Source organism: Mesonia aquimarina (genome assembly GCF_003667275.1).
GTDB classification, from domain to species: domain Bacteria; phylum Bacteroidota; class Bacteroidia; order Flavobacteriales; family Flavobacteriaceae; genus Mesonia; species Mesonia aquimarina.
Genome location: NZ_RCNV01000007.1, coordinates 47,924 through 67,304, shown reverse-complemented (window position 1 = coordinate 67,304; position 19,381 = coordinate 47,924). Strand labels below are relative to the sequence as shown.

Below are 19,381 nucleotides of genomic sequence, written 5' to 3'. Positions count from 1 at the left end.
AAGTCAGCTTAAAAATGAATTTTATTTATAAACAACTTACTTAATCTTTAGCTTGTTGTTCTTTAAATTTCTCAAAATCATTTGGCGTATCTTCTTGAGGCCAATTGTTATTTGATTTATTTACATCTGCAGTTTCTAGATCTGGGTCTACAGTAACTTGTTCTAACTCTTTATTAGTTGCCATTACTCTGCTAACTTCTTGATCGTTCTTTCTCCAAATTTGTGCCGGATAAGTAACTCTTTCTGAAGTTCCATCTTTATAAGTATATTCAACAATTAAAGGCATCACCAACCCACCTGGTTTTTCAAAAGTAATTTCGTAGAAATGTTTTGGAACTTCCATAGTTGCACGTTCTGTTTCAGAGAAATTATCCATCATATATTCCTTTAAAGTTGGTGAGTTTTCTAACGGCGATTTATTCTTCATCGCTTCATCAAACTCATCACTTCCTTCTTCAACAACATAAACAGCTTTTACTTGACTTGGGTCTGTAATACCATATCGAGCTAAAATTTCTTTCCCCTTTTTCGTTGGCTTATCTGTTAAAAAATAAGATTTTACATCTTTTACACCAATATCTACATAATCAGTTGTGTAGAACCAACCTCTCCAAAACCAATCTAAATCTACAGCAGAAGCATCTTCCATTGTTCTAAAGAAATCTTCTGGAGTTGGATGTTTAAACATCCATCTACGCGAATAAGTTTTAAAAGCATGATCAAAAAGCTCTTTACCCATTACCGTTTCTCTTAAAATATTAAGTGCTGTTGCCGGTTTTCCATAGGCATTATTACCTAGTTGATACACATTTTCTGGATTACTCATAATTGGAGCAATAAAATCTTGCTCCCCTTTCATATAACTCGTAATATTTTCAGCAGGACCACGACGTGAAGGATAGTTGTCTAGCGGTGCAATTGCATCAGGATATTTTTCCCCAAATTCTTGTTCAGCCATATATTCAACAAAGCTGTTTAAACCTTCGTCCATCCAACCCCATTGGCGCTCATCACTATTCACAATCATTGGGAAAAAGTTATGTCCAACTTCGTGAATAATTACACTAATCATCCCAAATTTAGTTCTATCATTATAACTTCCGTCTTCATTAGGTCTTCCGTAATTCCAGCAAATCATAGGATATTCCATTCCTTGATTTTTTGCGTGAACAGAAATTGCTTTATGATAAGGATAATCAAATGTATGATCACTATAAGATTTTAATGTGTGCGCAACAGCTTTGGTGGAGTATTCTTCCCAAAGTGGATTTCCTTCTTTTGGATATAATGAAACCGCCATAACTTCTCTATCGCCAATCTTTACATTTTGCATGTCCCAGATGTACTTTCTAGAACTAGTAAAAGCAAAATCACGAACCATTTCAGCTTCAAACTCCCAAGTTTTTGTCTTGTTTGAACTTCCTTTTTCAGCCTGTATAGCTTCTTCTTCATTAACAATAAACACAGGCTTATCAAAAGATTCTTTCGCTTGCTCGTAACGATCCATCATTTTATCAGAAAAAACATCTTTTCTATTTTGTAATTTTCCGGTAGCATCTAACACGTGATCTGCTGGAACAGTTATTGTTACTTTATAGTCTCCAAAAGGCAAAGCAAACTCTCCGCTTCCCCAAAATTGTTGATTTTGCCAACCTTCTACATCGTTATAAACTGCCATTCTTGGGAAAAATTGAGCAATTACATAGGCATAATTTCCATCTTCAGGAAAATACTCATAACCAGATCTTCCTCTGTTTACTACGTGATCATTAATATTATACCACCATTTTATAGAGAACTCAAAATCATCCCCACTTTCTAATGGTTCTGGCAAATCTACACGCATCATAGTTTGATTAATAGTGTAATTTAGCGGTTTCCCTTTTCTAGAAACTTCTTGAATGTTAAAACCACCATCAAATTCTTCTGTCATATAATCTGATACTAATGTTCTCGGTTGCGTTACTGGTGATACACCACTACCATTTCTCAATGGAGATTTACTGTCTTTTGCACGAACATTTTGATCTAATTGAATCCACAAATAGGTTAAATCTTCCGGTGAATTATTAGTGTAAGTAATGGTTTCATAACCTGAAAGACGTTGTTTTTTATCATCTAATGTAACCTCCATTTCATAATCTGCCGTATTTTGATAATACGCGGGACCAGGAGCTCCAGAAGCAGTTCTGTACTGGTTTGGAGTTGAAAACTCTTGGTAGAGTTGCTGAAACTTATTTTCATTTACATGACCTTTTTCTTGTTCTTTTGCCTCTTCTTCTTGTGCAAAAACTGCAAAAGAAAATAAGGCAACTAACATACTTAGGCTGAATTTAAATTTACTCATGAGGTCTAATCTATTATAATTATATATTTAAAAACTTATTCTTCCTTCTATTTTGTCTTTGTGAAGCATTTTACTTTTTACATCGCCATTCTTCGAAAAATGAACTAAATTTTTTTGTTCTTCAAATAAGTCTAGTAATAACGAATTTGAAACCGATATAGTTTTAAAATTTTTCACATTAGTGACTTCAAAATAACAAATAATCAAATCATCTTCATAGCGTTTTCCTATGAAATTCATTTTTAAAGTTTTATCTTTTATTCTAAGTTGTAATTTCTCTCGAAAATACTTGGTAATATACGCATTTACTTTGTCTTTATTTTCTCCTCGTATTAATTGGATATTTTCATCGTAACGCTTTTGGAGTAATTTCTGAAAATCATCTACAAATAAACGTGAAGTAATTTGAAGAGTATTTTCTTTCGCTGCATAATTTACCTCTGTTACACTCAAATAAAATTTATGTGCTGTAGGAAATGCCAAAAGTGGAATTAACAAAAAAAGTATTAGTATTTTTTTTGATTTCATCATAGAAGCCAGCTTCAAATTATTGGTAGAGCTTTTTTTTGCGTTATTTAGTATTTAGACACTACTTTTTCTAAAACGTTTAAAATAAATGCAATAATACAGAATTTAATAGCTGAAAAGCTAAAAAAAGAAAAGCTTATTTATCCCACTCTTTAAATTTCTTATAAGCAACTGTTTGCTTTTTAAAAAATTTGATTAATTCTAATTTATTGTGTGTAACAAAGTTCTTATAACCTTCTTTTGTTAAACAGAAATACATGAAATCTTCATGAAATGCCGCTGGAATTTCTAGCTCTTCTGTAAAAAAACTCGGTGGAAATTGCTCTAAGCCTTTTTGAACCCAGTTTTTTTCAATTTCATATTCTCGCTGTCGCCAAAGCATTGCTAATCTGCCCGAAATACTATTTATGATATGATCTACTGAAACTAAGCCTGAACCGGTGGTGGGGGTTTTTATTCTTCTTTGTGCTGTAGTTAATTTTGGTTTTGGTCTAGGCAAGCCAACCGATCGAGGATCAAAAACATAAGTGTCTACATTTTTTGCATCTTTGGTAAGATCTCCAGTTAAATCAATATTACTCAATTTAACTTCTTTTAATTGATTAACTTCTAGAAAAAGAAAAACTTTATTTTCTTTTTCTAACATTTCTTTGGTAATTGTAAGTTGATATGGCTGATACTGTACAGAAGAAAATATAACTTCATCACCTGTATTGGCTGCTATAGAAAATGCTCCATCAATTTTATTTACGCTTCCAATTTCTTGACTTAAATTAACAATGTTTATTTGTGTAGTGTTTATAGAATCTGCATAAATTTTCCCACTAAAAAATGTTTCTTGACTCAAACAAACAGAAACATTTAACAACAAAATTAAACTGAAATAAAATCTATAAATAAACACTACCAATCTTTATATGTAAAATAAGGTTCTTTTTTTGTTGTTAAAAAGGCAATAAAGTTAAGCTCATTGGCTTTTACCACGAGTGAAGTAAAGCTTTTGTCTTTAGCACAAAAATATAAGAAATCGTCAATATAATTATCAGGAATTTCCAGATCAATTTTTAAAAATTTTTCCGAAACCATATTTTTTGCTTTATAAATTAACGCTTCAAGCTTTTCATATTCTTGCATTCTCTTTAGCATAGCTAATCTTCCACTAAGTGCATTTATCAAAAGACCTAAGGGACCTGCAGTTCTTGCTGTATATAAGCGACGTTCTGCTAAAGTTCTTGAAGGTGCTGCCATGGGTAAACCAACCGATCGAGGATCAAAAACATAAACATTCATATTCTTGGCGTCTAAAGCTAGATCTCCGGTTAAATCAATATTACTCAATTTAACTTCTTTTAATTGATTTACTTCTAGAAAAAGGAAAATTTTATTTTCTTTTTCTAACATTTCTTTGGTAATTGTAAGTTGATACGGCTGATACTGTACAGAAGAAAATATAACTTCATCACCTGCATTAGCTGCTATAGAAAATACTCCATCAATTTTATTTACGCTTCCAATTTCTTGACTTAAATTAACAATGTTTATTTGTGTAGTGTTTATAGAATCTGCATAAATTTTCCCACTAAAAAATGTTTCTTGACCAAATAAATAAATAGGAGAAAACAAGCAGAAAAAAAAGTAAAATTTATTCATAAAAAGTAAGTCTTATTAAAAAGACGTTCGCAATTTATTTTTGTTGCGCTTTGTAGGTTTTACTTTTTTCTAATAAAAAATCAATTAATTTTAGTTCATTTCCTTTTTGAAGCATTTCAGAAGTTAGTCCGTTTTCTTCAGCATAAAATATAAATTCGTTGATGTTTTCTCTTTTGATATCAAAATTATCCTTAAAAAATTCATCATTGTACATTTTTCTTACTCCTACATCTATATCATCTACATGCTTTGGTTCTTCTGAATCTTCATTAAAAATTGCTCTAAAAATATTCGCAAAGTTTAATCCATTAGTTAAGTAACTTTTATCTATCGCATCATTTTCTACTGCAGAATATTTATCGGGACGCATTTCGTAACCAAAAGTTTCAACCATTTCTTCAGAACTCTCATTAATTTCATTGAAATCGGTCGTTCTTATTTTCCTCACATCTACATTAACGTCACCAGAAAGATTATAAGGCCTAACGGTTACTTCATCTAACTCATTTATAGCTTCATTTATAGTAACAGATAAACGTTTATTTTCAATAACACTTTTATCTATAATAACCGTAAATTCTTGATATTGTAAAGCAGAAAAAATTAGCTTATCATTTAATTTCACTGGGATCATGAATTCTCCATATTCATTGGTAATTGTTCCTTCCAAACTATTTAGATTGTATACATTGATTCCATCTGCACTGGCATTTGCTTCAACATTCACTTTTCCTTGAATAAGTGTTCGTGGAGGAGTTTGAGAAAAAACAGAAATAGAAAATAAAAAAAGTAAAAAAGTAAATAGGAAATTTTTCATCGTTGAATTTTTAGTTAAAATAGCAATAACTTATCTTATAAAAAACCTAAAAGCCGACTAAACTTTTGTTAAAGCAAAGCTTTACAATAAATTTACAAAAAAATACTATACTTATGAATTGTATTATCGCCAGCACATCAACACTTCACGGAAGCGATTATTTAGCTTATTTAACCGAACCTTTACAAGATCATTTTAAAAATGCATCTGAAATCTTATTTATTCCTTTTGCCAGACCCGGCGGAATTACTCACGAAGAATACACAGAAAAAGCAAAAAAAGGCTTAGCTTTTTTAAATAAAAAAGTAGTTGGAATTCATGAAAAAGAAAATTTTAAAAAAGCCATTCTAGAAGCTGAAGCTATCTTTACAGGTGGTGGAAATACGTTTGTACTGGTTTCTCAATTGTATACGCACCAACTTATTGAGCCTTTGCAAGAATCCATTAAGAATGGCACACCTTATCTAGGCACTAGCGCAGGAAGTAACATTTGTGGTGTAAATATGCGCACCACCAACGACATGCCAATTGTATATCCACCCAATTTTAACACATTAGAAGTTTTACCTTTCAATATAAATCCGCATTATTTAGATCCAGATCCAACTTCAACCCACAAAGGCGAAACACGCGAAACACGAATCAAAGAATTTCATGAATATAACGCTACTCCAGTGGTGGGTTTACGTGAAGGAAGCTGGCTTGTTGTAACTAATGAGGATATTGTTTTAAAAGGAAAATTAAAAGCAAGAATTTTTCAATGCGATAAAACACCATATGAAATTGAACCTGAAACTTCATTAAAAAACCTACAATAATGGATTATCAAGCCATTTTAAACGTCATAGAAAAAGAGTTAAAACAGTTTAATCCTGGTGGAAAAGTTCCCGATTATATTCCAGAGCTTTCTGCAGTTTCTCCTGATAAATTTGGGATGCATTTATACTGCCTTTCAGGCGAACATTTTTTCTTTGGCGACAGCTCAGAGCGATTTTCTATACAAAGTATATCTAAGGTTTTTACGCTTGCCTTAGCAAAAAAATACGGTAAAAAAATTTGGCGACGGGTAGATGTAGAACCTTCTGGAGACCCATTTAATTCGCTCACCCAGTTAGAAAAAGAAAAAGGAATTCCTCGTAATCCTTTTATCAACGCTGGTTCATTAGTAATTGCAGATATTCTAATTAGCCATTTAGATAATCCCAAAAAAGAATTATTAGAATTCGTGCAGCTTATTACCCAAGATGAAACAATCAATTATGACGAAGAAGTAGCGGCTTCAGAAAAAAAACATGGTTACCGAAATATTGCTTTAGTAAACTATATGAAATCACTCGGAAATATTGAAAATAATGCCGATGAAATTTTAGACTTCTATTTTTACCAATGTTCCATAAGTATGTCTACAGAACAACTAGCAAAAGCATTTATGATTTTTGCTAATGAAGGCAGAATATTAGAAACAAATGAACGAGTAATAAAGCCCAATAGTGTAAAAAGAATAAATGCAATTATGCAAACTTGCGGTTTTTATGATGAAGCCGGCGAATTTAGTTTTCGCGTAGGCCTGCCCGGAAAAAGTGGTGTTGGCGGTGGAATTGTAGCCGTTCACCCACAACAGTATGCAGTAGCTGTTTGGAGCCCATTATTAAATGAAAAAGGAAATTCTGAAAAAGGTATGCGTGCGTTAGAAGAATTGACAACTTTAACAGGATTATCAATATTTTAATCAGTAAAAAAATCCTTATCTAAAAAAGACAAGGATTTTAAGAGCGGGAGACCGGGTTCGAACCGGCGACATTCAGCTTGGAAGGCTGACGCTCTACCAACTGAGCTACTCCCGCATTGTGGCGACAAATATAAAACTTCTTCTTTTTCTTTTCCAAATAAAAATTCACTTTTTTATGAAAAACAATTTAAAAACCTCTTTAAATAGCTATGGAGATTTAAAAAATAAGTTCTATTTTTATCTTCATTTCAACCTTAAACGAATAAACGTTATATGAGTAATAAGCCAAATAAAACACAAGACCTAATCGACCTTAAATTTTTAGAAGAGCGTAAAGTTTTTCTTTGGGGTCAAGTAGACGATAAGAGCGCTAAACATGTGATGGAACGTCTACTCTTTCTTGATGCTGAAGGAAAAAAGGATATTCAATTTTTCATCAATAGTCCGGGTGGTTATGTTACGGCAGGTTTTTCAATTTATGATACCATCCAATCTTTAAATAGTGATGTTTCTACTATTTGTACAGGGCTTGCAGCTTCAATGGGTTCTATATTACTTTCTGCCGGAACAAAAGGTAAACGCTTTATTCAGCCACACGCAAAGGTTATGATTCATCAACCAAGCGGCGGTGCTAGAGGTCAAGCTTCTAATATTGAAATTCAGGCACAGGAAATTTTAAAAACAAAAGAGTTAAGCGCTGAAATTCTTGCAGAAAATTGCGGCCAATCGGTAGAAAAAGTTATGAAAGATTTTAATAGAGATTATTGGATGGACGCTCAAGAGTCTTTAGAATACGGAATTGTAGACAACATCTATAAAAAATAAAACCCATGGATTACCCAATTAAGCATAAAGAAAACCATACCAACGGCATGTTTTTTATGTCTGATGAACAGGGCGTTGTTTGCGAGCTTACCTACGTGAAAAAAGATCATAATATTTTGGTGGTAGACCACACACAAACTAAAAAAGAATTAGAAGGAAAAGGTCTTGCCTCAAAAATACTGGATCATACCGTAAATTATGCGCGTAAAAATGGGTTTAAAATTGATCCGTTATGCCCTTTTGCTGAAGTAAAATTTGACGAAAATAAATCTTACCAAGACGTTAGAGCTTAATGCAAGAAATTGAAATCAAACAAGTTTCTGTAGATAATATTTTCAAGATTCGGCAGCAAGTTTTGCGACCGGGAAAACCTATAGAAACTTGTTTTTTTGAAAAAGATAAAGCTCTAGAAAGTTTTCATTTAGGTGCCTTTTACAACACACAATTAATAGGAATTGCGTCTGTTTTAGAGGATAACTCAAATACATTTCAAGAAAAATTTCAGTTTCGCTTACGCGGAATGGCGGTTTTACCAGATTTCAGAAAGAAAAAAATTGGAGCAATACTTTTAAAGGAAGCTGAAAAATATTGCTTCCAAAAAAAAGCTGAAATTTTATGGTTCAATGCACGTGAAAAAGTAGTCCCCTTTTACGAAAAATATGCCTTTAAAAAAGAAGGCTCTGTTTTTTTAATTCCATCGGTCGGTAATCATCAATTAATGTTCAAAAGATTTAATTATGAATAGAGAAGATTTTATTAAATCATCTATTGCATTTGGCATTATGAGTATTTTACCCTTTCACGTTCTGAAAGATTTTTCCGCAGCATTTCCAAAAAAAGAACTCATGGGAATGAAACGCCCAGAATTAATTGGCGATCATTATTTACTCAGAAAAGAATGTGCTACTGCTTTTGAAAAAATGAAAACAGAAGCTTTAAAAGAGAATATTCATCTTTACGTAGTTTCCAGTTACCGGAGCTTTTCTCATCAAAAAAGAATTTGGGAAAGCAAGTATAAAAGTAATTTAAAAGATGGATTAAACCCGCGAGAAAATATTCAAGAAATAATAAAATACTCTACAATTCCAGGTACTTCCAGACATCATTGGGGAACCGATATTGATATTATTGACGCCAATGCAACCCACCCCGAAAGTGTCTTAGAAACCGAAAATTTTTATGATGATGGTCCTTATACTAAGTTAAAAAACTGGATGGATGAGCATAGTGAACAATTTGGATTTTATTTGGTTTATACAGCTAAAAAAAGTCGAAAAGGATTTAAACATGAACCTTGGCATTTTTCTTATAAACCAACTTCCCAAAAAATGCTTGCAGAATTTTCACAGTTAGATATTAAGAAAAAACTACAACACATAAATCTTTCCGGAAATGAATATTTTACGGAAGAATTTTTGAATACTTATATCTCAGAAAATATTTGCTCGATTAATTCAGTACTTCTTCCTTAATAATTTAATTACAAGTCCTTAATTTTAGCATAAAATTATAATTTTAAGTAAATTAAGTTTATACTTTTACATCCAAAATTTTCATATGTCAAAGAAAGCCATGCTACTTATCCTAGACGGCTGGGGGATTACACAAAACCCGGAGGCTTCTGCAATTGCAAATGCAAAAACTCCATTTGTAGATTCACTTTTACAACACTATCCTAATGCGCAATTACGTACAGATGGTATGAATGTTGGTTTGCCCGACGGACAAATGGGAAACAGTGAAGTAGGCCATATGAATTTAGGTGCTGGACGCATTGTATATCAAGATTTAGCAAAAATTAATAAAGCCGTAGAAAATGATGCTTTAGGTAGCGAACCTGCTTTAGAGCAAGCTTTTAATTATGCAAAAGAAAACAACAAACCCATTCACTTTTTAGGACTTACAAGTGATGGTGGAGTTCATTCTCATATAAATCATTTAAAAGGCTTATTAAAAGCTGCACAAGAATTTGGTGTTCAAAAAAAATATGTACACGCTTTTACCGATGGAAGAGATGTTGACCCGAAGTCGGGCAAGGGTTTTATAGCTAATTTACAATCAACTTTACTGGAAACAGAAAGCAAACTAGCTTCGGTTATTGGGCGTTATTTTGCGATGGATAGAGATCGACGTTGGGAACGTACTCAAAAAGCTTATGACTTATTAGTACATGGGAAAGGAGATAAAAGCCAAAATGCTGTTCAGTCAATCGAAAATAATTATCAGAAAAATATTACTGATGAATTTATAGAACCTATTGTGCTCACAGAAAATTCACTCCCTGTAGCCACTATAAATGAAGGAGATGTAGTTTTGTTTTTTAATTTCAGAACAGACCGTGGAAGACAACTGACTCAAGTATTATCACAAGAAGATAATGCAGAGTATAACATGAAAAAAATAGCTTTGTATTTTGTGACGTTAACTACTTATGATGAAACTTTCACTAATATAAATGTAGTTTTCAGAAAAGATAATTTAAAAGCCACATTAGGTGAAGTGCTAGAATACACAGGCAAAACACAACTAAGAGCTGCGGAAACCGAAAAATACCCACACGTTACTTTTTTCTTCTCTGGTGGAAGAGAAAAACCATTTAAAGGAGAAAAAAGAATTTTAGTTCATTCCCCTAAAGTTGCCACTTATGATTTGCAACCTGAAATGAGCGCAGAAGAATTAACAGATAAATTAGTCCCTGAAATTGAAGAAAACTCAATCGATTTTTTCTGTATAAACTATGCAAATCCAGACATGGTTGGCCACACGGGTAGCTTTAATGCAGCCATAAAAGCCTGCGAGACAGTAGACCAATGCGTGAAAAAAATTGTTGAAGCTGCAGAAAAAAATTATAGCATTATTATTTTAGCAGACCACGGAAATAGTGAAAACATGCGTAATGCAGACGGAAGTCCGAATACAGCCCATACCACGAATCCTGTGCCTGTAATTTTAATAGATAAAGACCGACAAAAAATAAATAATGGAATTTTAGGTGATATTGCTCCCACTCTTTTAGAGCTTATGGATATAGAAAAACCTAAATTAATGACTCAAAAATCATTATTATAATGAAAAAAATAACTATCTTGCTGATAATGTTAACTTTATCAACAAGTGTATTTCAATTAAATGCACAAACAGATCATAAAGAATTAACACCAAATGATAAAAATTATACCGGGTTAATTTCTAAGAATGATTTTGAAAGTGGATATACAGAATCTTGGTTCACTAAAGCTTATAATAGTTATGAACCTACAGACAAAACAGCGAAGAAAATAGGAAGAAAAATAGACAAGTACACCATCAAGGTTTTTATGGGCACTTGGTGTCCAGACAGCAGAAGAGAAGTTCCTAAGCTCTTTAAACTTTTAGATATTGCAGAATATGATTTAGATAACCTTAGCGTTTACGCTATGAACAGAAGAAAATCTACCGATAAAAATTATGAAGAAGGATTAAACGTTCACCGCGTACCTACCATTATTTTTTTCGATAAAAAGGGTAATGAAGTAAATCGTTTTGTAGAGTTTCCTCAAGAAAATTTTGAAGAAGATATTCTTCAGATTGTATCTAAAAAAGAATATGCAAATCCTTATGCTGAAGAATAAGGCTGTACAAAGAACCGTTGATAATATAAGTTAATGATTATAGCAAAAACAAGCGAAGAAATAGAATTAATGCGCGAAAGCGCACTCATAGTATCAAAAACATTAGGAATGCTTGCCAAAGAAGTAAAACCAGGTGTAACAACATTACACCTCGATAAATTGGCAGAAGAATTTATTAGAGACCACGATGCTGTACCGGGTTTTTTAGGAATGTATGATTTTCCAAACTCGTTATGTATGAGTCCAAATGCGCAAGTAGTTCATGGAATCCCTAATGACAAACCGCTTGAAGATGGCGATATTATATCCATAGATTGCGGTGCTGTAAAAAATGAATTTTACGGCGATCATGCCTATACATTTGAAGTAGGCGAAGTAAATAAAGAAACTAAAAGACTTTTAGAAGTTACTAAAGAAAGTCTTTACGAAGGCATAAAAGCATTTAAAAAAGGAAATCGTGTAGGTGATGTTGGTCACGCCATTCAACATCATGCTGAGAAAAATGGTTATGGCGTAGTTCGAGAACTTGTAGGTCACGGATTAGGAAGAAACATGCACGAAGACCCTGAAATGCCAAATTACGGAAGACGTGGTAAAGGAAAAAAGTTTATTGAAGGAATGGTTGTAGCTATAGAACCTATGGTAAATCAAGGTACAAAACGTATAAAACAATTGCGTGATGGCTGGACTATTCTAACACAAGATGGAAAACCAAGTGCACACTTTGAACACGATGTAGCCTTGGTAGATGGTAACCCCCAATTGCTATCTACCTTTGATTATATTTATGAATCTTTGGGAATAAAAAGTGATGAAGAAAATGAGTTTAAAAAAGTATGAGTCATTCTACGTGAACAACAACCTAGTTGAAGAATGGCGTTTTTATTATGAAGACAACTGGGAAAAAGGATATGAACTTGCTCTATCTAATAAAGGAAGAGTAATGAATTATGTAAAAAGTAAGCATGGATCTATTTTAAAAGGAAGCCAAATAAACGGCTACAAAGTAGTTAACACACGCTTAAAATCTGACAAAAGGCAGAATTTTTACGTACACAAACTTATGGCAAAAGCCTTTCTTGAAAAGCCAGACGATGCCATTTTCGTAATACATAAAAATTATGATAAACTAGATAATTCTTTAGATAATTTAGCTTGGGTTAACCGCAAACAATGGGAAAAACACCAAGACAAAAACCCTAAAGTAATTGCTAAGCGTACTAGCGGAAAAAGAACGTATACGAAACTGACTTATGCAGAAGCCACGATTTTAAAACGTAAATTACTCGATCCAAATCGAAAAACACGTTTAAAAGTATTAGCAAAGCAATTTGGTGTTTCAGAAATGCAACTTCACCGTATTAAAACAGGAGAAAACTGGGGTGATATTAAAGTATGATTAAGAAGGTTTTCAAAAAGTTTCTTAACACAATTCCCCGTCCGCTACTCATTAAAATGAGTTATTATGTAAAGCCTGCTTTAGCATTTGCTTTACGCGGAAATAAATACACAGACCCAATAGACGGCAAAAGCTACAGAAGGTTTTTGCCGTATGGGTATGAAAAAACACGCGAAAATGTCTTATCACCGGGTACGCTATCTTTAGAAAGACATCGGTTACTTTGGCTTTATTTAGAACGTGAAACTGATTTTTTTAGCGCCCCAAAAAAAATGCTTCATTTTGCCCCAGAGCAAGCCTTCTACAAAAGATTTAAGAACTTAAAGCATTTAAATTACACCACAACAGATTTAAATTCTCCTCTAGCAGATATTAAAGCTGATATCTGTAATCTCCCTTTTGAAGATAACACCTACGATATTATTTTTTGTAATCACGTTTTAGAACATATTCCAAATGACACTAAAGCAATGCAGGAATTATTTAGAGTACTTGCTCCTAACGGAATGGCAATTTTGCAAATTCCTCAAGACTTAAATCGTGAAAAAACTTTTCAAGATGATTCAATTACAGATCCCAAAGAACGTGCGAAAATTTTTGGACAATATGATCATGTAAGAATCTACGGAAAAGACTATTTCAGCAAATTGCGTAGTATCGGATTTAAAGTAGATGAAATTGACTACACTAGTAAACTTTCAATTTCAGAAATTGAGAAATTTTGTCTAGCCTCCGGTGAAATAATTCCGGTTTGTCATAAAATTTAAACTACTTTTTGACAATTACTTTATCAAATCCAGGAGTTGAAAAACTCTTAAGGCTTCCTTTTTCATCATAAATAAAAAAAACATCAATTTCTGGAAGTTGTTTAGCTAATTGTTTGCTTTTTTGAAAGCCCATAGCCATAAAAGCTGTTGCATAAGCGTCAGCCTCAGCACAAGTTTTAGCTAAAACGGAAGCACTTAACAAATCACTTTTTTTAGATAACCCGTTTTTAGGATTAATAGTATGCACGTATTTTTGTCCAGTTACGCTGTCAATTCTATATTTTCTGTAATTTCCTGAAGTAGCCATTGCGCGATTTTTTAAGCTTATTATTTTTACTAAATCACGCTTCTCGTTCTGCAATGGATCATCAATACCAACATACCAATTTTTGTCAGCCTGCAAGTCTTTTCCTCTTGTATTGAGCTCACCTCCTACTTCAACTAAATAATTATTGATATTATTAGCATTAAGCATTGCTGATATTCTATCTACGGCATAACCTTTTCCAATGGCATTAAACTCTATATAAATTCGCGGATCTTCTTTAATAATTCGTCCATCATGATTCAATTTCACTTTATCAAAGCCTACAAATTGCATAAGCGAATCCAGCTTTTCAGTACTTTTTTCTAAATTAAACTTATCAGCACCAAAACCATAAAAGTTCACCAAATTCCCAACAGTAGGATCAAAAAAACCATTGGATTCTTTATGTATTTTCTTAGACAAAGAAAATACCTCTTTAAACATATCATCTACCCGAATATCTTGTTCACCCTTGTTTATTTTTGAAATATCTGAATTTGGTATATAAGTACTCATAGAAGCATTTACAACTTCAAAAACAGAATCTATCTTTTGTTGAACAGGAAACTTCTTAGTAGAAAAAAACTGAATACTATAAGTGGTACCCAATGCATTTCCTGTAATTACTTTAGGAGTAGTTTTTTTATCACAAGAAGAAAAAATAATAAATGTGATTAAAATATAAATGTAGTTTTTCATACTTCTAAATTTCTTGCAATCCTTGATAATTTATTAAATAATCATTTTGGTGATCTACTGGTAAGTCGTAATTTGAAGAATTTGCAATACCTACTCCTGCATAATAAGTTTTAGCATTAAACTTGTTAGCGTGTTCTTTAATTGTATCCATAAAAGATTCATCAAATTTTTCTGGATTATCTGGATACCGGACTGCTCTAACAATAATAAAGTGTAGCTTTTTATTTTTTAACGCTACAAACTGAGGATCTTTTTTTAGTTTACTATTGACAGCTAAAAACTCAAAACTATCCTCTTCAAGCTTCTTACCAACGGTATTCATTGCTAAGTTATGCAACTCTTGTTCACTCAATTTACTCATAGTTCAAAAATACTATAAATTTAAATCAAGAAATAAAAAAGCCGATGAAAAAATCATCGGCTAAAAATTTAATACAAGCTATTCTTTAATAAAAGAAAAAACTCTTTGCCTATCATTTTGAGTTACTTTTAATAAATAAAAATCAGATTTCAACATCTCTAAATCTAAAATAAACGACTTAGAGCTAGGTTTTTCAACAAAAACTAATTGACCTAATAAATTAAAAATTTCTACCTGTTGAATTTTTTGATCATTATTCACAAAAATCTTGTTTTTTACAGGATTAGGATAAAATGAAAAATTTGAAAATAAACGATCTTCGACACCTAAAAATAATGTTGTAAAACTAGATGGTCCTACCCAAAGACTTTCGTTAACATCGCACAAGGAACGAACATAATAATCATAGGGAGTATCTTGATCTAAGGAAGAAATAGTCTCCCCTAAAGTACCATCGTCATCTAGTACTGTAGTCCCATTTCCAAGTGTAAAACCACTAAGTCCGTATTCTATTTCCCATTCATCTGCCGTACCATTTTCTGTCCAAGTAAGATCAGCAGAATTCTCTGTTATATTTGAACTAGTAAGATTAGAAGGGTCTAAGCAAGGTTCTGCTAAGGTTGTGAAAGAGAACGGACCAACCCAATTACTTTCAGAACTAGAACATATAGAACGTACGTATACATCGTAAGGTGTGCTGCTACTCAACGAATTAATCGTTATAGAATTACACCATCATTATCAACAAGTAATGTCCCATTACCTTGTGTAAATCCAGCTGGATCATATTCTATTTCCCATTCAGTTGCTGTACCGTTTTCTGTCCAAGAAATATCAACCGAATCGTCGGTTAAATTCATCGACATTAAGTTTGAAGGATCATCACAAGTCGGTGTTGCACTAACCACAGTAATAGTTCCAAACATTGAAGTTGTATGTACACCACATTGGTAATCATTTATACCTGCTTCAGTAAATGTAAATGAAAATGTTGTTCCTACACCAGATGAAATTCCGCTATCGAAGGTTTCCTGACTTTCAGGTAAAGTTCTCACACTATGTGGAGAAGAATCTGTCCAGGTCCAGATAACAGTATCCCCAACATCAATAGTCAAACTTGCATTTGCCCCATTCATTCCTATTTCCCAGTCCAAATTATAGGTGGTTTGAGAAAAAATAATATTACTAAGTAGTAAAAAAGAAAATAAAGTAATTTTTTTCATGATTAATGTTTTTATATTTTAAATATAAAAATAACACATTTAACAAATACTTTTTAATTATTTAACTTTTATATAATATTTATACAAACAAAAACACCTAGGTATTGTTTAGGATAAAATAATTTAACTGATCAATAAATAGTGTTAGTTTTTTATTTTTAGGATCTATTTTTAAAGCATTTTCATAATAAACTAATGCCATATTATATTCTCCAATTCGATATAAAAATTTACCTATATTGATATTAAAATCGTAACTCTTATTTTTCATATCAGAGTTAATTAGTTCTATATTATATAAAATTTGACTTTTTAAATTACTCGTATCATACATGTGAAAAAGGTTATCATACAAAATTTCATTGTCAGGATTTCTTTCAATTGCTTTGGTGAAATACGGAACTGCCTTTTCATAATCGCCTAAATTATAATAAGTTAAAGCTATATTTAAAAATGTAACATCACGATTATTTTCTTCAGCTCTTAATAGAAGTGGTAAAGCTGAATTATAATCATTAAAATATTTTATATGTATAGAGGCTAAGTTGTTTAAAGCAGCGCCATATTTTGGATCAATTTTTAAAGCAGTTTTATAGCTTTTTAAAGCTTCATCTATTAATTTTCTTTTATGATAAGAGTTATTTGTATTCTCTATTAATACAGAAACTTCATTAGCAAGCATTACATTAGCTTTTGCCGAATTTTCTAAATGTTTTATATCATTTCTATAAAGAACTAAATAATTTTCCCAATCTTTATTCCTATCGATAGTCTTAAACACATAAGGCAAGCTTATTAAAATTATAATTACAATTAAAAGTTTAGGACTATTTAAAACAATATTACTTTTAGTGTATTCCACTTTAAAAATTCTAATTAATAAAACAGAAACAACAATACAAAAACCTAATGAAAATATATAAGCAAATCTATCTGCTACAACTCCTACAACAGGTTCAAAAATATTTAACACGCCTATCATAGTACCTAACCAAATTGCAATCCCTAGGCCAAGTATATCTCTTTTCATTAATTTCCATAAGCCAAACAACGATAATGGAAAAAAAATTATGATTCCAAACCAAACCTCTAAATGAGACCAATTTACTATTGGGATTTTGCTAAAACCATAATAAAAAGAAAGCTCTTGAGGGAAAATCATCATCTTTAAATAGAAAAATGCACAATAAAAAGCTGTTGCTATTCGATCAAATAAATCTCCTTCAAAAAACAATGGATTTTCAAAATATTCCATTTGTCGGATCGCGTTTTCATTAATTAAATTATTTTTTAAAAACAGAACACCAAACAACATAATTAAAATTGATAAAAAAGCTACTATAATTTGTTTTGTAGAGCCCTTAATATAAAATAAAACAACCGGAACTAAACCTAACAAAGCTATTCCAGATTTTTTTGACAAAACTGCTAGAAAAACAAAAATCAAGGCAGGAAAAACAAAAAGAAAATTTCTTTTTAAAGAATACTTTACAAAGAAAATCAATGATATGATAATAAAAATAAAGACTAATAATTCATCTCGACTTTTTATATTATTTACAGGTTCTGTATGAATTGGGAGTAGAAGAAAAAAAAGGCTTATTAAAAAAGCCAATAATAAATTTTTTTGAATTGTAATTAACTGCAAAAAGTAAAATAAAATAACTACTGTAATAGCATAAAGCAAAATATTAATAAAGTGACTAATATTTGCTTGAGTTAATTTGTTATTTCTTGTTTTTTCTACTATTGTTTGATTTGCAGGAAGATTATTAAAAAACTCTTTCTCTAAAGCAAAAGTAACTTGCGTTATTGGTCTATATCCATAGTTTTGTCTATCATCAGTTGAGTAATGAGTTGTAAAAATTTTCGAAATACCAGACAAACCTTCATCAACCTTTTCTACTCCATCTACTACAATATTATCGTCAATTGCATATTCATTATCTATAGCATTAAAATAAATACAGAATGGTAGAAAAAATAAAAATAAGTATAGAAATTTTACCGTAGACCTAGAAGTTAATATCATAAAACACTTATTTTTTATAATTCCTAACCTTTTGTCTATGTTTTGGTTTTATAAGCTCTAAATTTTCCTTCGCCCACAAAATACATCTCTTTTTATATTCTGTTTCATTTTCGCCTTTTATATATTTAGGAAAATCTTCCGGTATTTCATTAACCAATAGATAAGAGTATATTTCATCCTCTTTTGACATATAGTCCGAAGTTTTAGAAAAATTGACCGATGCATTGTCTGTGCTTAATCTCTCATGTTGCTTTTGCTTACAGCCCACTATAACTAAAAAAACAAGAATTAAAATTATTGATCTCATAAAAATTTAAGTGTTTAAATAAATATATAATTTTTCATGATATAAAAATATAAATAATTTTAAATATTTATTCAAAATATTAATTACGATATGAAATTTACTAAACTTTAACGTATTAAACTAAATATCAACAACATAAAAGTTATTAAATTAAATAATTAATCAGGTGTTGGCATAAAAAAACCTCCACGAAATGTGGAGGCTGTTGTGACCCCGGCAGGATTCAAACCTGCAACCCTCAGAGCCGAAATCTGATGCGCTATTCAGTTGCGCCACGGAGCCTAATTACCAATTATAATGTTAATTGGATAATTTATTTTTTACAATAGTAGAAATTGTTTTTCCATCGGCTTTTCCAGCCAATTCTTTAGAAGCTATCCCCATTACTTTACCCATATCCTTCATGCCTTCAGCTCCACTTTCTGCAATTATTTGTTCAACTTTTGCTTCTACTTCTACTTCAGATAGCTGTTCTGGTAAAAACTGAGCAATTACTTCTATCTGTTTTTCTTCAGGTTCTGCCAAATCTTCTCTATTCTGTTCTCTATAAACTTGAGCACTGTCTTTACGTTGTTTTACAAGTTTCTGTACAAGTTTAATTTCCTCTTCTTCGGTAAGTTCTTGATGATTATTTTCTGTTTTTGCTAAAAGAATTGCACCTTTAACTGCTCGCAATGCTTCTAATGCCGCGCTATCTTTTGCTTTCATTGCGGCTTTCATTTGGGTCATTACCTCTTTCTCTAAACTCATCCTAATTTGCTTTAAAAAAAGCGAAGATA

The 19,381-nt window shown here is 31.6% G+C and carries 23 protein-coding genes and 2 tRNA genes; 11 read left to right on the top strand and 14 right to left on the bottom strand.

The window, feature by feature from the left end; genetic code table 11:
* Positions 1–40 precede the first annotated feature (40 nt).
* The 5 genes from D9R05_RS10100 to D9R05_RS10080 all read right to left on the bottom strand — a co-directional run bounded on the left by D9R05_RS10100 (position 41) and on the right by D9R05_RS10080 (position 5,342).
* Positions 41–2,347 carry a M1 family metallopeptidase gene (locus tag D9R05_RS10100; protein WP_121667107.1) on the bottom strand — a complete coding sequence of 769 codons (2,307 nt, stop codon included), beginning with the start codon at positions 2,345–2,347 and terminating at the stop codon, positions 41–43.
* Between the two features lie 27 nt (positions 2,348–2,374).
* Positions 2,375–2,878, bottom strand: coding sequence for a DUF6702 family protein (locus tag D9R05_RS10095; RefSeq protein ID WP_121667106.1), 504 nt, complete (start codon positions 2,876–2,878; stop codon positions 2,375–2,377).
* A gap of 133 nt (positions 2,879–3,011) precedes the next feature.
* Positions 3,012–3,722, bottom strand: coding sequence for a hypothetical protein (locus D9R05_RS10090; protein WP_162984947.1), 711 nt, complete (start codon positions 3,720–3,722; stop codon positions 3,012–3,014).
* Positions 3,723–3,778: 56 nt separating this feature from the next.
* Positions 3,779–4,525: a hypothetical protein gene (locus D9R05_RS10085; protein ID WP_121667104.1), complete on the bottom strand. Its 747-nt coding sequence runs from the start codon at positions 4,523–4,525 to the stop codon at positions 3,779–3,781.
* 34 nt (positions 4,526–4,559) lie between these two features.
* Complete coding sequence (locus D9R05_RS10080) at positions 4,560–5,342, bottom strand: carboxypeptidase-like regulatory domain-containing protein (protein WP_121667103.1); 783 nt, start codon at positions 5,340–5,342, stop codon at positions 4,560–4,562.
* 113 nt (positions 5,343–5,455) lie between these two features.
* Between D9R05_RS10080 and pepE the strand changes: the two genes are divergently transcribed.
* Both pepE and D9R05_RS10070 read left to right on the top strand, forming a co-directional pair.
* Entirely contained in the window at positions 5,456–6,160 is a 705-nt protein-coding gene (pepE, locus tag D9R05_RS10075; protein WP_121667211.1) for a dipeptidase PepE, read from the top strand.
* Positions 6,160–7,071 carry a glutaminase gene (locus tag D9R05_RS10070; protein WP_121667102.1) on the top strand — a complete coding sequence of 304 codons (912 nt, stop codon included), beginning with the start codon at positions 6,160–6,162 and terminating at the stop codon, positions 7,069–7,071. Before pepE ends, D9R05_RS10070 begins: the two co-directional genes overlap by 1 nt.
* Positions 7,072–7,113: 42 nt before the next feature.
* Here the strand turns inward: D9R05_RS10070 and D9R05_RS10065 are convergent.
* Positions 7,114–7,186: transfer RNA gene (locus tag D9R05_RS10065), tRNA-Gly, on the bottom strand.
* Positions 7,187–7,344: 158 nt separating this feature from the next.
* Between D9R05_RS10065 and D9R05_RS10060 the strand changes: the two genes are divergently transcribed.
* The 9 genes from D9R05_RS10060 (at position 7,345) to D9R05_RS10020 (ending at position 13,673) form a co-directional block, all read left to right on the top strand.
* Complete coding sequence (locus D9R05_RS10060) at positions 7,345–7,896, top strand: ClpP family protease (protein ID WP_121667101.1); 552 nt, start codon at positions 7,345–7,347, stop codon at positions 7,894–7,896.
* Between the two features lie 5 nt (positions 7,897–7,901).
* Complete coding sequence (locus D9R05_RS10055; protein WP_121667100.1) at positions 7,902–8,189, top strand: GNAT family N-acetyltransferase; 288 nt, start codon at positions 7,902–7,904, stop codon at positions 8,187–8,189.
* Entirely contained in the window at positions 8,189–8,641 is a 453-nt protein-coding gene (locus D9R05_RS10050) for a GNAT family N-acetyltransferase (protein ID WP_121667099.1), read from the top strand. The genes D9R05_RS10055 and D9R05_RS10050 overlap by 1 nt, the downstream gene beginning before the upstream one ends.
* Positions 8,634–9,368, top strand: a complete 735-nt coding sequence (locus D9R05_RS10045; protein ID WP_121667098.1) for a M15 family metallopeptidase — start codon at positions 8,634–8,636, stop codon at positions 9,366–9,368. The genes D9R05_RS10050 and D9R05_RS10045 overlap by 8 nt, the downstream gene beginning before the upstream one ends.
* 85 nt (positions 9,369–9,453) lie before the next feature.
* Positions 9,454–10,965 (top strand): 2,3-bisphosphoglycerate-independent phosphoglycerate mutase, encoded by a 1,512-nt coding sequence (gene gpmI, locus D9R05_RS10040; protein WP_121667097.1) that lies wholly within the window; start codon positions 9,454–9,456, stop codon positions 10,963–10,965.
* A complete protein-coding gene (locus D9R05_RS10035; protein WP_121667096.1) occupies positions 10,965–11,507 on the top strand; it encodes a TlpA family protein disulfide reductase in 543 nt (180 codons plus the stop codon). The genes gpmI and D9R05_RS10035 overlap by 1 nt, the downstream gene beginning before the upstream one ends.
* 33 nt (positions 11,508–11,540) lie before the next feature.
* Positions 11,541–12,347 carry a type I methionyl aminopeptidase gene (map, locus tag D9R05_RS10030; RefSeq protein ID WP_121667095.1) on the top strand — a complete coding sequence of 269 codons (807 nt, stop codon included), beginning with the start codon at positions 11,541–11,543 and terminating at the stop codon, positions 12,345–12,347.
* Positions 12,328–12,906, top strand: a complete 579-nt coding sequence (locus D9R05_RS10025; protein ID WP_121667094.1) for an HNH endonuclease — start codon at positions 12,328–12,330, stop codon at positions 12,904–12,906. The genes map and D9R05_RS10025 overlap by 20 nt, the downstream gene beginning before the upstream one ends.
* Positions 12,906–13,673, top strand: a complete 768-nt coding sequence (locus D9R05_RS10020) for a class I SAM-dependent methyltransferase (RefSeq protein WP_121667210.1) — start codon at positions 12,906–12,908, stop codon at positions 13,671–13,673. Before D9R05_RS10025 ends, D9R05_RS10020 begins: the two co-directional genes overlap by 1 nt.
* A 1-nt stretch (position 13,674) precedes the next feature.
* Here D9R05_RS10020 and D9R05_RS10015 read toward each other — a convergent pair whose 3' ends face one another.
* From D9R05_RS10015 to D9R05_RS09980, 8 genes are all read right to left on the bottom strand, one after another.
* A complete protein-coding gene (locus tag D9R05_RS10015) occupies positions 13,675–14,679 on the bottom strand; it encodes an FAD:protein FMN transferase (RefSeq protein WP_121667093.1) in 1,005 nt (334 codons plus the stop codon).
* A gap of 4 nt (positions 14,680–14,683) precedes the next feature.
* Positions 14,684–15,040, bottom strand: coding sequence for a Na(+)-translocating NADH-quinone reductase subunit F (locus D9R05_RS10010; RefSeq protein ID WP_121667092.1), 357 nt, complete (start codon positions 15,038–15,040; stop codon positions 14,684–14,686).
* 78 nt (positions 15,041–15,118) lie between these two features.
* Positions 15,119–15,748 (bottom strand): T9SS type A sorting domain-containing protein, encoded by a 630-nt coding sequence (locus D9R05_RS10005; protein ID WP_162984946.1) that lies wholly within the window; start codon positions 15,746–15,748, stop codon positions 15,119–15,121.
* A gap of 11 nt (positions 15,749–15,759) precedes the next feature.
* Positions 15,760–16,263, bottom strand: a complete 504-nt coding sequence (locus D9R05_RS10000; RefSeq protein ID WP_121667090.1) for a cupredoxin domain-containing protein — start codon at positions 16,261–16,263, stop codon at positions 15,760–15,762.
* 97 nt (positions 16,264–16,360) lie between these two features.
* Positions 16,361–18,295, bottom strand: a complete 1,935-nt coding sequence (locus tag D9R05_RS09995; protein WP_121667089.1) for a tetratricopeptide repeat protein — start codon at positions 18,293–18,295, stop codon at positions 16,361–16,363.
* Positions 18,296–18,302: 7 nt separating this feature from the next.
* A complete protein-coding gene (locus D9R05_RS09990; protein WP_121667088.1) occupies positions 18,303–18,602 on the bottom strand; it encodes a hypothetical protein in 300 nt (99 codons plus the stop codon).
* 208 nt (positions 18,603–18,810) lie between these two features.
* Positions 18,811–18,884, bottom strand: a tRNA-Arg gene (locus D9R05_RS09985).
* A gap of 18 nt (positions 18,885–18,902) precedes the next feature.
* The gene (locus D9R05_RS09980; protein ID WP_121667209.1) at positions 18,903–19,352 is read right to left on the bottom strand and encodes a GatB/YqeY domain-containing protein; all 450 of its coding nucleotides are present in this window, start codon (positions 19,350–19,352) and stop codon (positions 18,903–18,905) included.
* Positions 19,353–19,381 lie beyond the last annotated feature (29 nt).

What these genes read in the sequence shown, in the direction of transcription:
- D9R05_RS10085 (WP_121667104.1), bottom strand. Translation starts at nt 4,525, where the DNA reads ATGAATAAATTTTACTTTTTTTTCTGCTTGTTTTCTCCTATTTATTTA.
- D9R05_RS10000 (WP_121667090.1), bottom strand. Translation starts at nt 16,263, where the DNA reads ATGAAAAAAATTACTTTATTTTCTTTTTTACTACTTAGTAATATTATT.
- D9R05_RS10095 (WP_121667106.1), bottom strand. Translation starts at nt 2,878, where the DNA reads ATGATGAAATCAAAAAAAATACTAATACTTTTTTTGTTAATTCCACTT.
- D9R05_RS09980 (WP_121667209.1), bottom strand. Translation starts at nt 19,352, where the DNA reads ATGAGTTTAGAGAAAGAGGTAATGACCCAAATGAAAGCCGCAATGAAA.
- D9R05_RS10010 (WP_121667092.1), bottom strand. Translation starts at nt 15,040, where the DNA reads ATGAGTAAATTGAGTGAACAAGAGTTGCATAACTTAGCAATGAATACC.
- D9R05_RS10015 (WP_121667093.1), bottom strand. Translation starts at nt 14,679, where the DNA reads ATGAAAAACTACATTTATATTTTAATCACATTTATTATTTTTTCTTCT.
- D9R05_RS09990 (WP_121667088.1), bottom strand. Translation starts at nt 18,602, where the DNA reads ATGAGATCAATAATTTTAATTCTTGTTTTTTTAGTTATAGTGGGCTGT.
- D9R05_RS10045 (WP_121667098.1), top strand. Translation starts at nt 8,634, where the DNA reads ATGAATAGAGAAGATTTTATTAAATCATCTATTGCATTTGGCATTATG.
- D9R05_RS10025 (WP_121667094.1), top strand. Translation starts at nt 12,328, where the DNA reads ATGAGTTTAAAAAAGTATGAGTCATTCTACGTGAACAACAACCTAGTT.
- map (WP_121667095.1), top strand. Translation starts at nt 11,541, where the DNA reads ATGATTATAGCAAAAACAAGCGAAGAAATAGAATTAATGCGCGAAAGC.
- D9R05_RS10080 (WP_121667103.1), bottom strand. Translation starts at nt 5,342, where the DNA reads ATGAAAAATTTCCTATTTACTTTTTTACTTTTTTTATTTTCTATTTCT.
- gpmI (WP_121667097.1), top strand. Translation starts at nt 9,454, where the DNA reads ATGTCAAAGAAAGCCATGCTACTTATCCTAGACGGCTGGGGGATTACA.
- D9R05_RS09995 (WP_121667089.1), bottom strand. Translation starts at nt 18,295, where the DNA reads ATGATATTAACTTCTAGGTCTACGGTAAAATTTCTATACTTATTTTTA.
- D9R05_RS10100 (WP_121667107.1), bottom strand. Translation starts at nt 2,347, where the DNA reads ATGAGTAAATTTAAATTCAGCCTAAGTATGTTAGTTGCCTTATTTTCT.
- D9R05_RS10035 (WP_121667096.1), top strand. Translation starts at nt 10,965, where the DNA reads ATGAAAAAAATAACTATCTTGCTGATAATGTTAACTTTATCAACAAGT.
- D9R05_RS10050 (WP_121667099.1), top strand. Translation starts at nt 8,189, where the DNA reads ATGCAAGAAATTGAAATCAAACAAGTTTCTGTAGATAATATTTTCAAG.
- pepE (WP_121667211.1), top strand. Translation starts at nt 5,456, where the DNA reads ATGAATTGTATTATCGCCAGCACATCAACACTTCACGGAAGCGATTAT.
- D9R05_RS10060 (WP_121667101.1), top strand. Translation starts at nt 7,345, where the DNA reads ATGAGTAATAAGCCAAATAAAACACAAGACCTAATCGACCTTAAATTT.
- D9R05_RS10055 (WP_121667100.1), top strand. Translation starts at nt 7,902, where the DNA reads ATGGATTACCCAATTAAGCATAAAGAAAACCATACCAACGGCATGTTT.
- D9R05_RS10070 (WP_121667102.1), top strand. Translation starts at nt 6,160, where the DNA reads ATGGATTATCAAGCCATTTTAAACGTCATAGAAAAAGAGTTAAAACAG.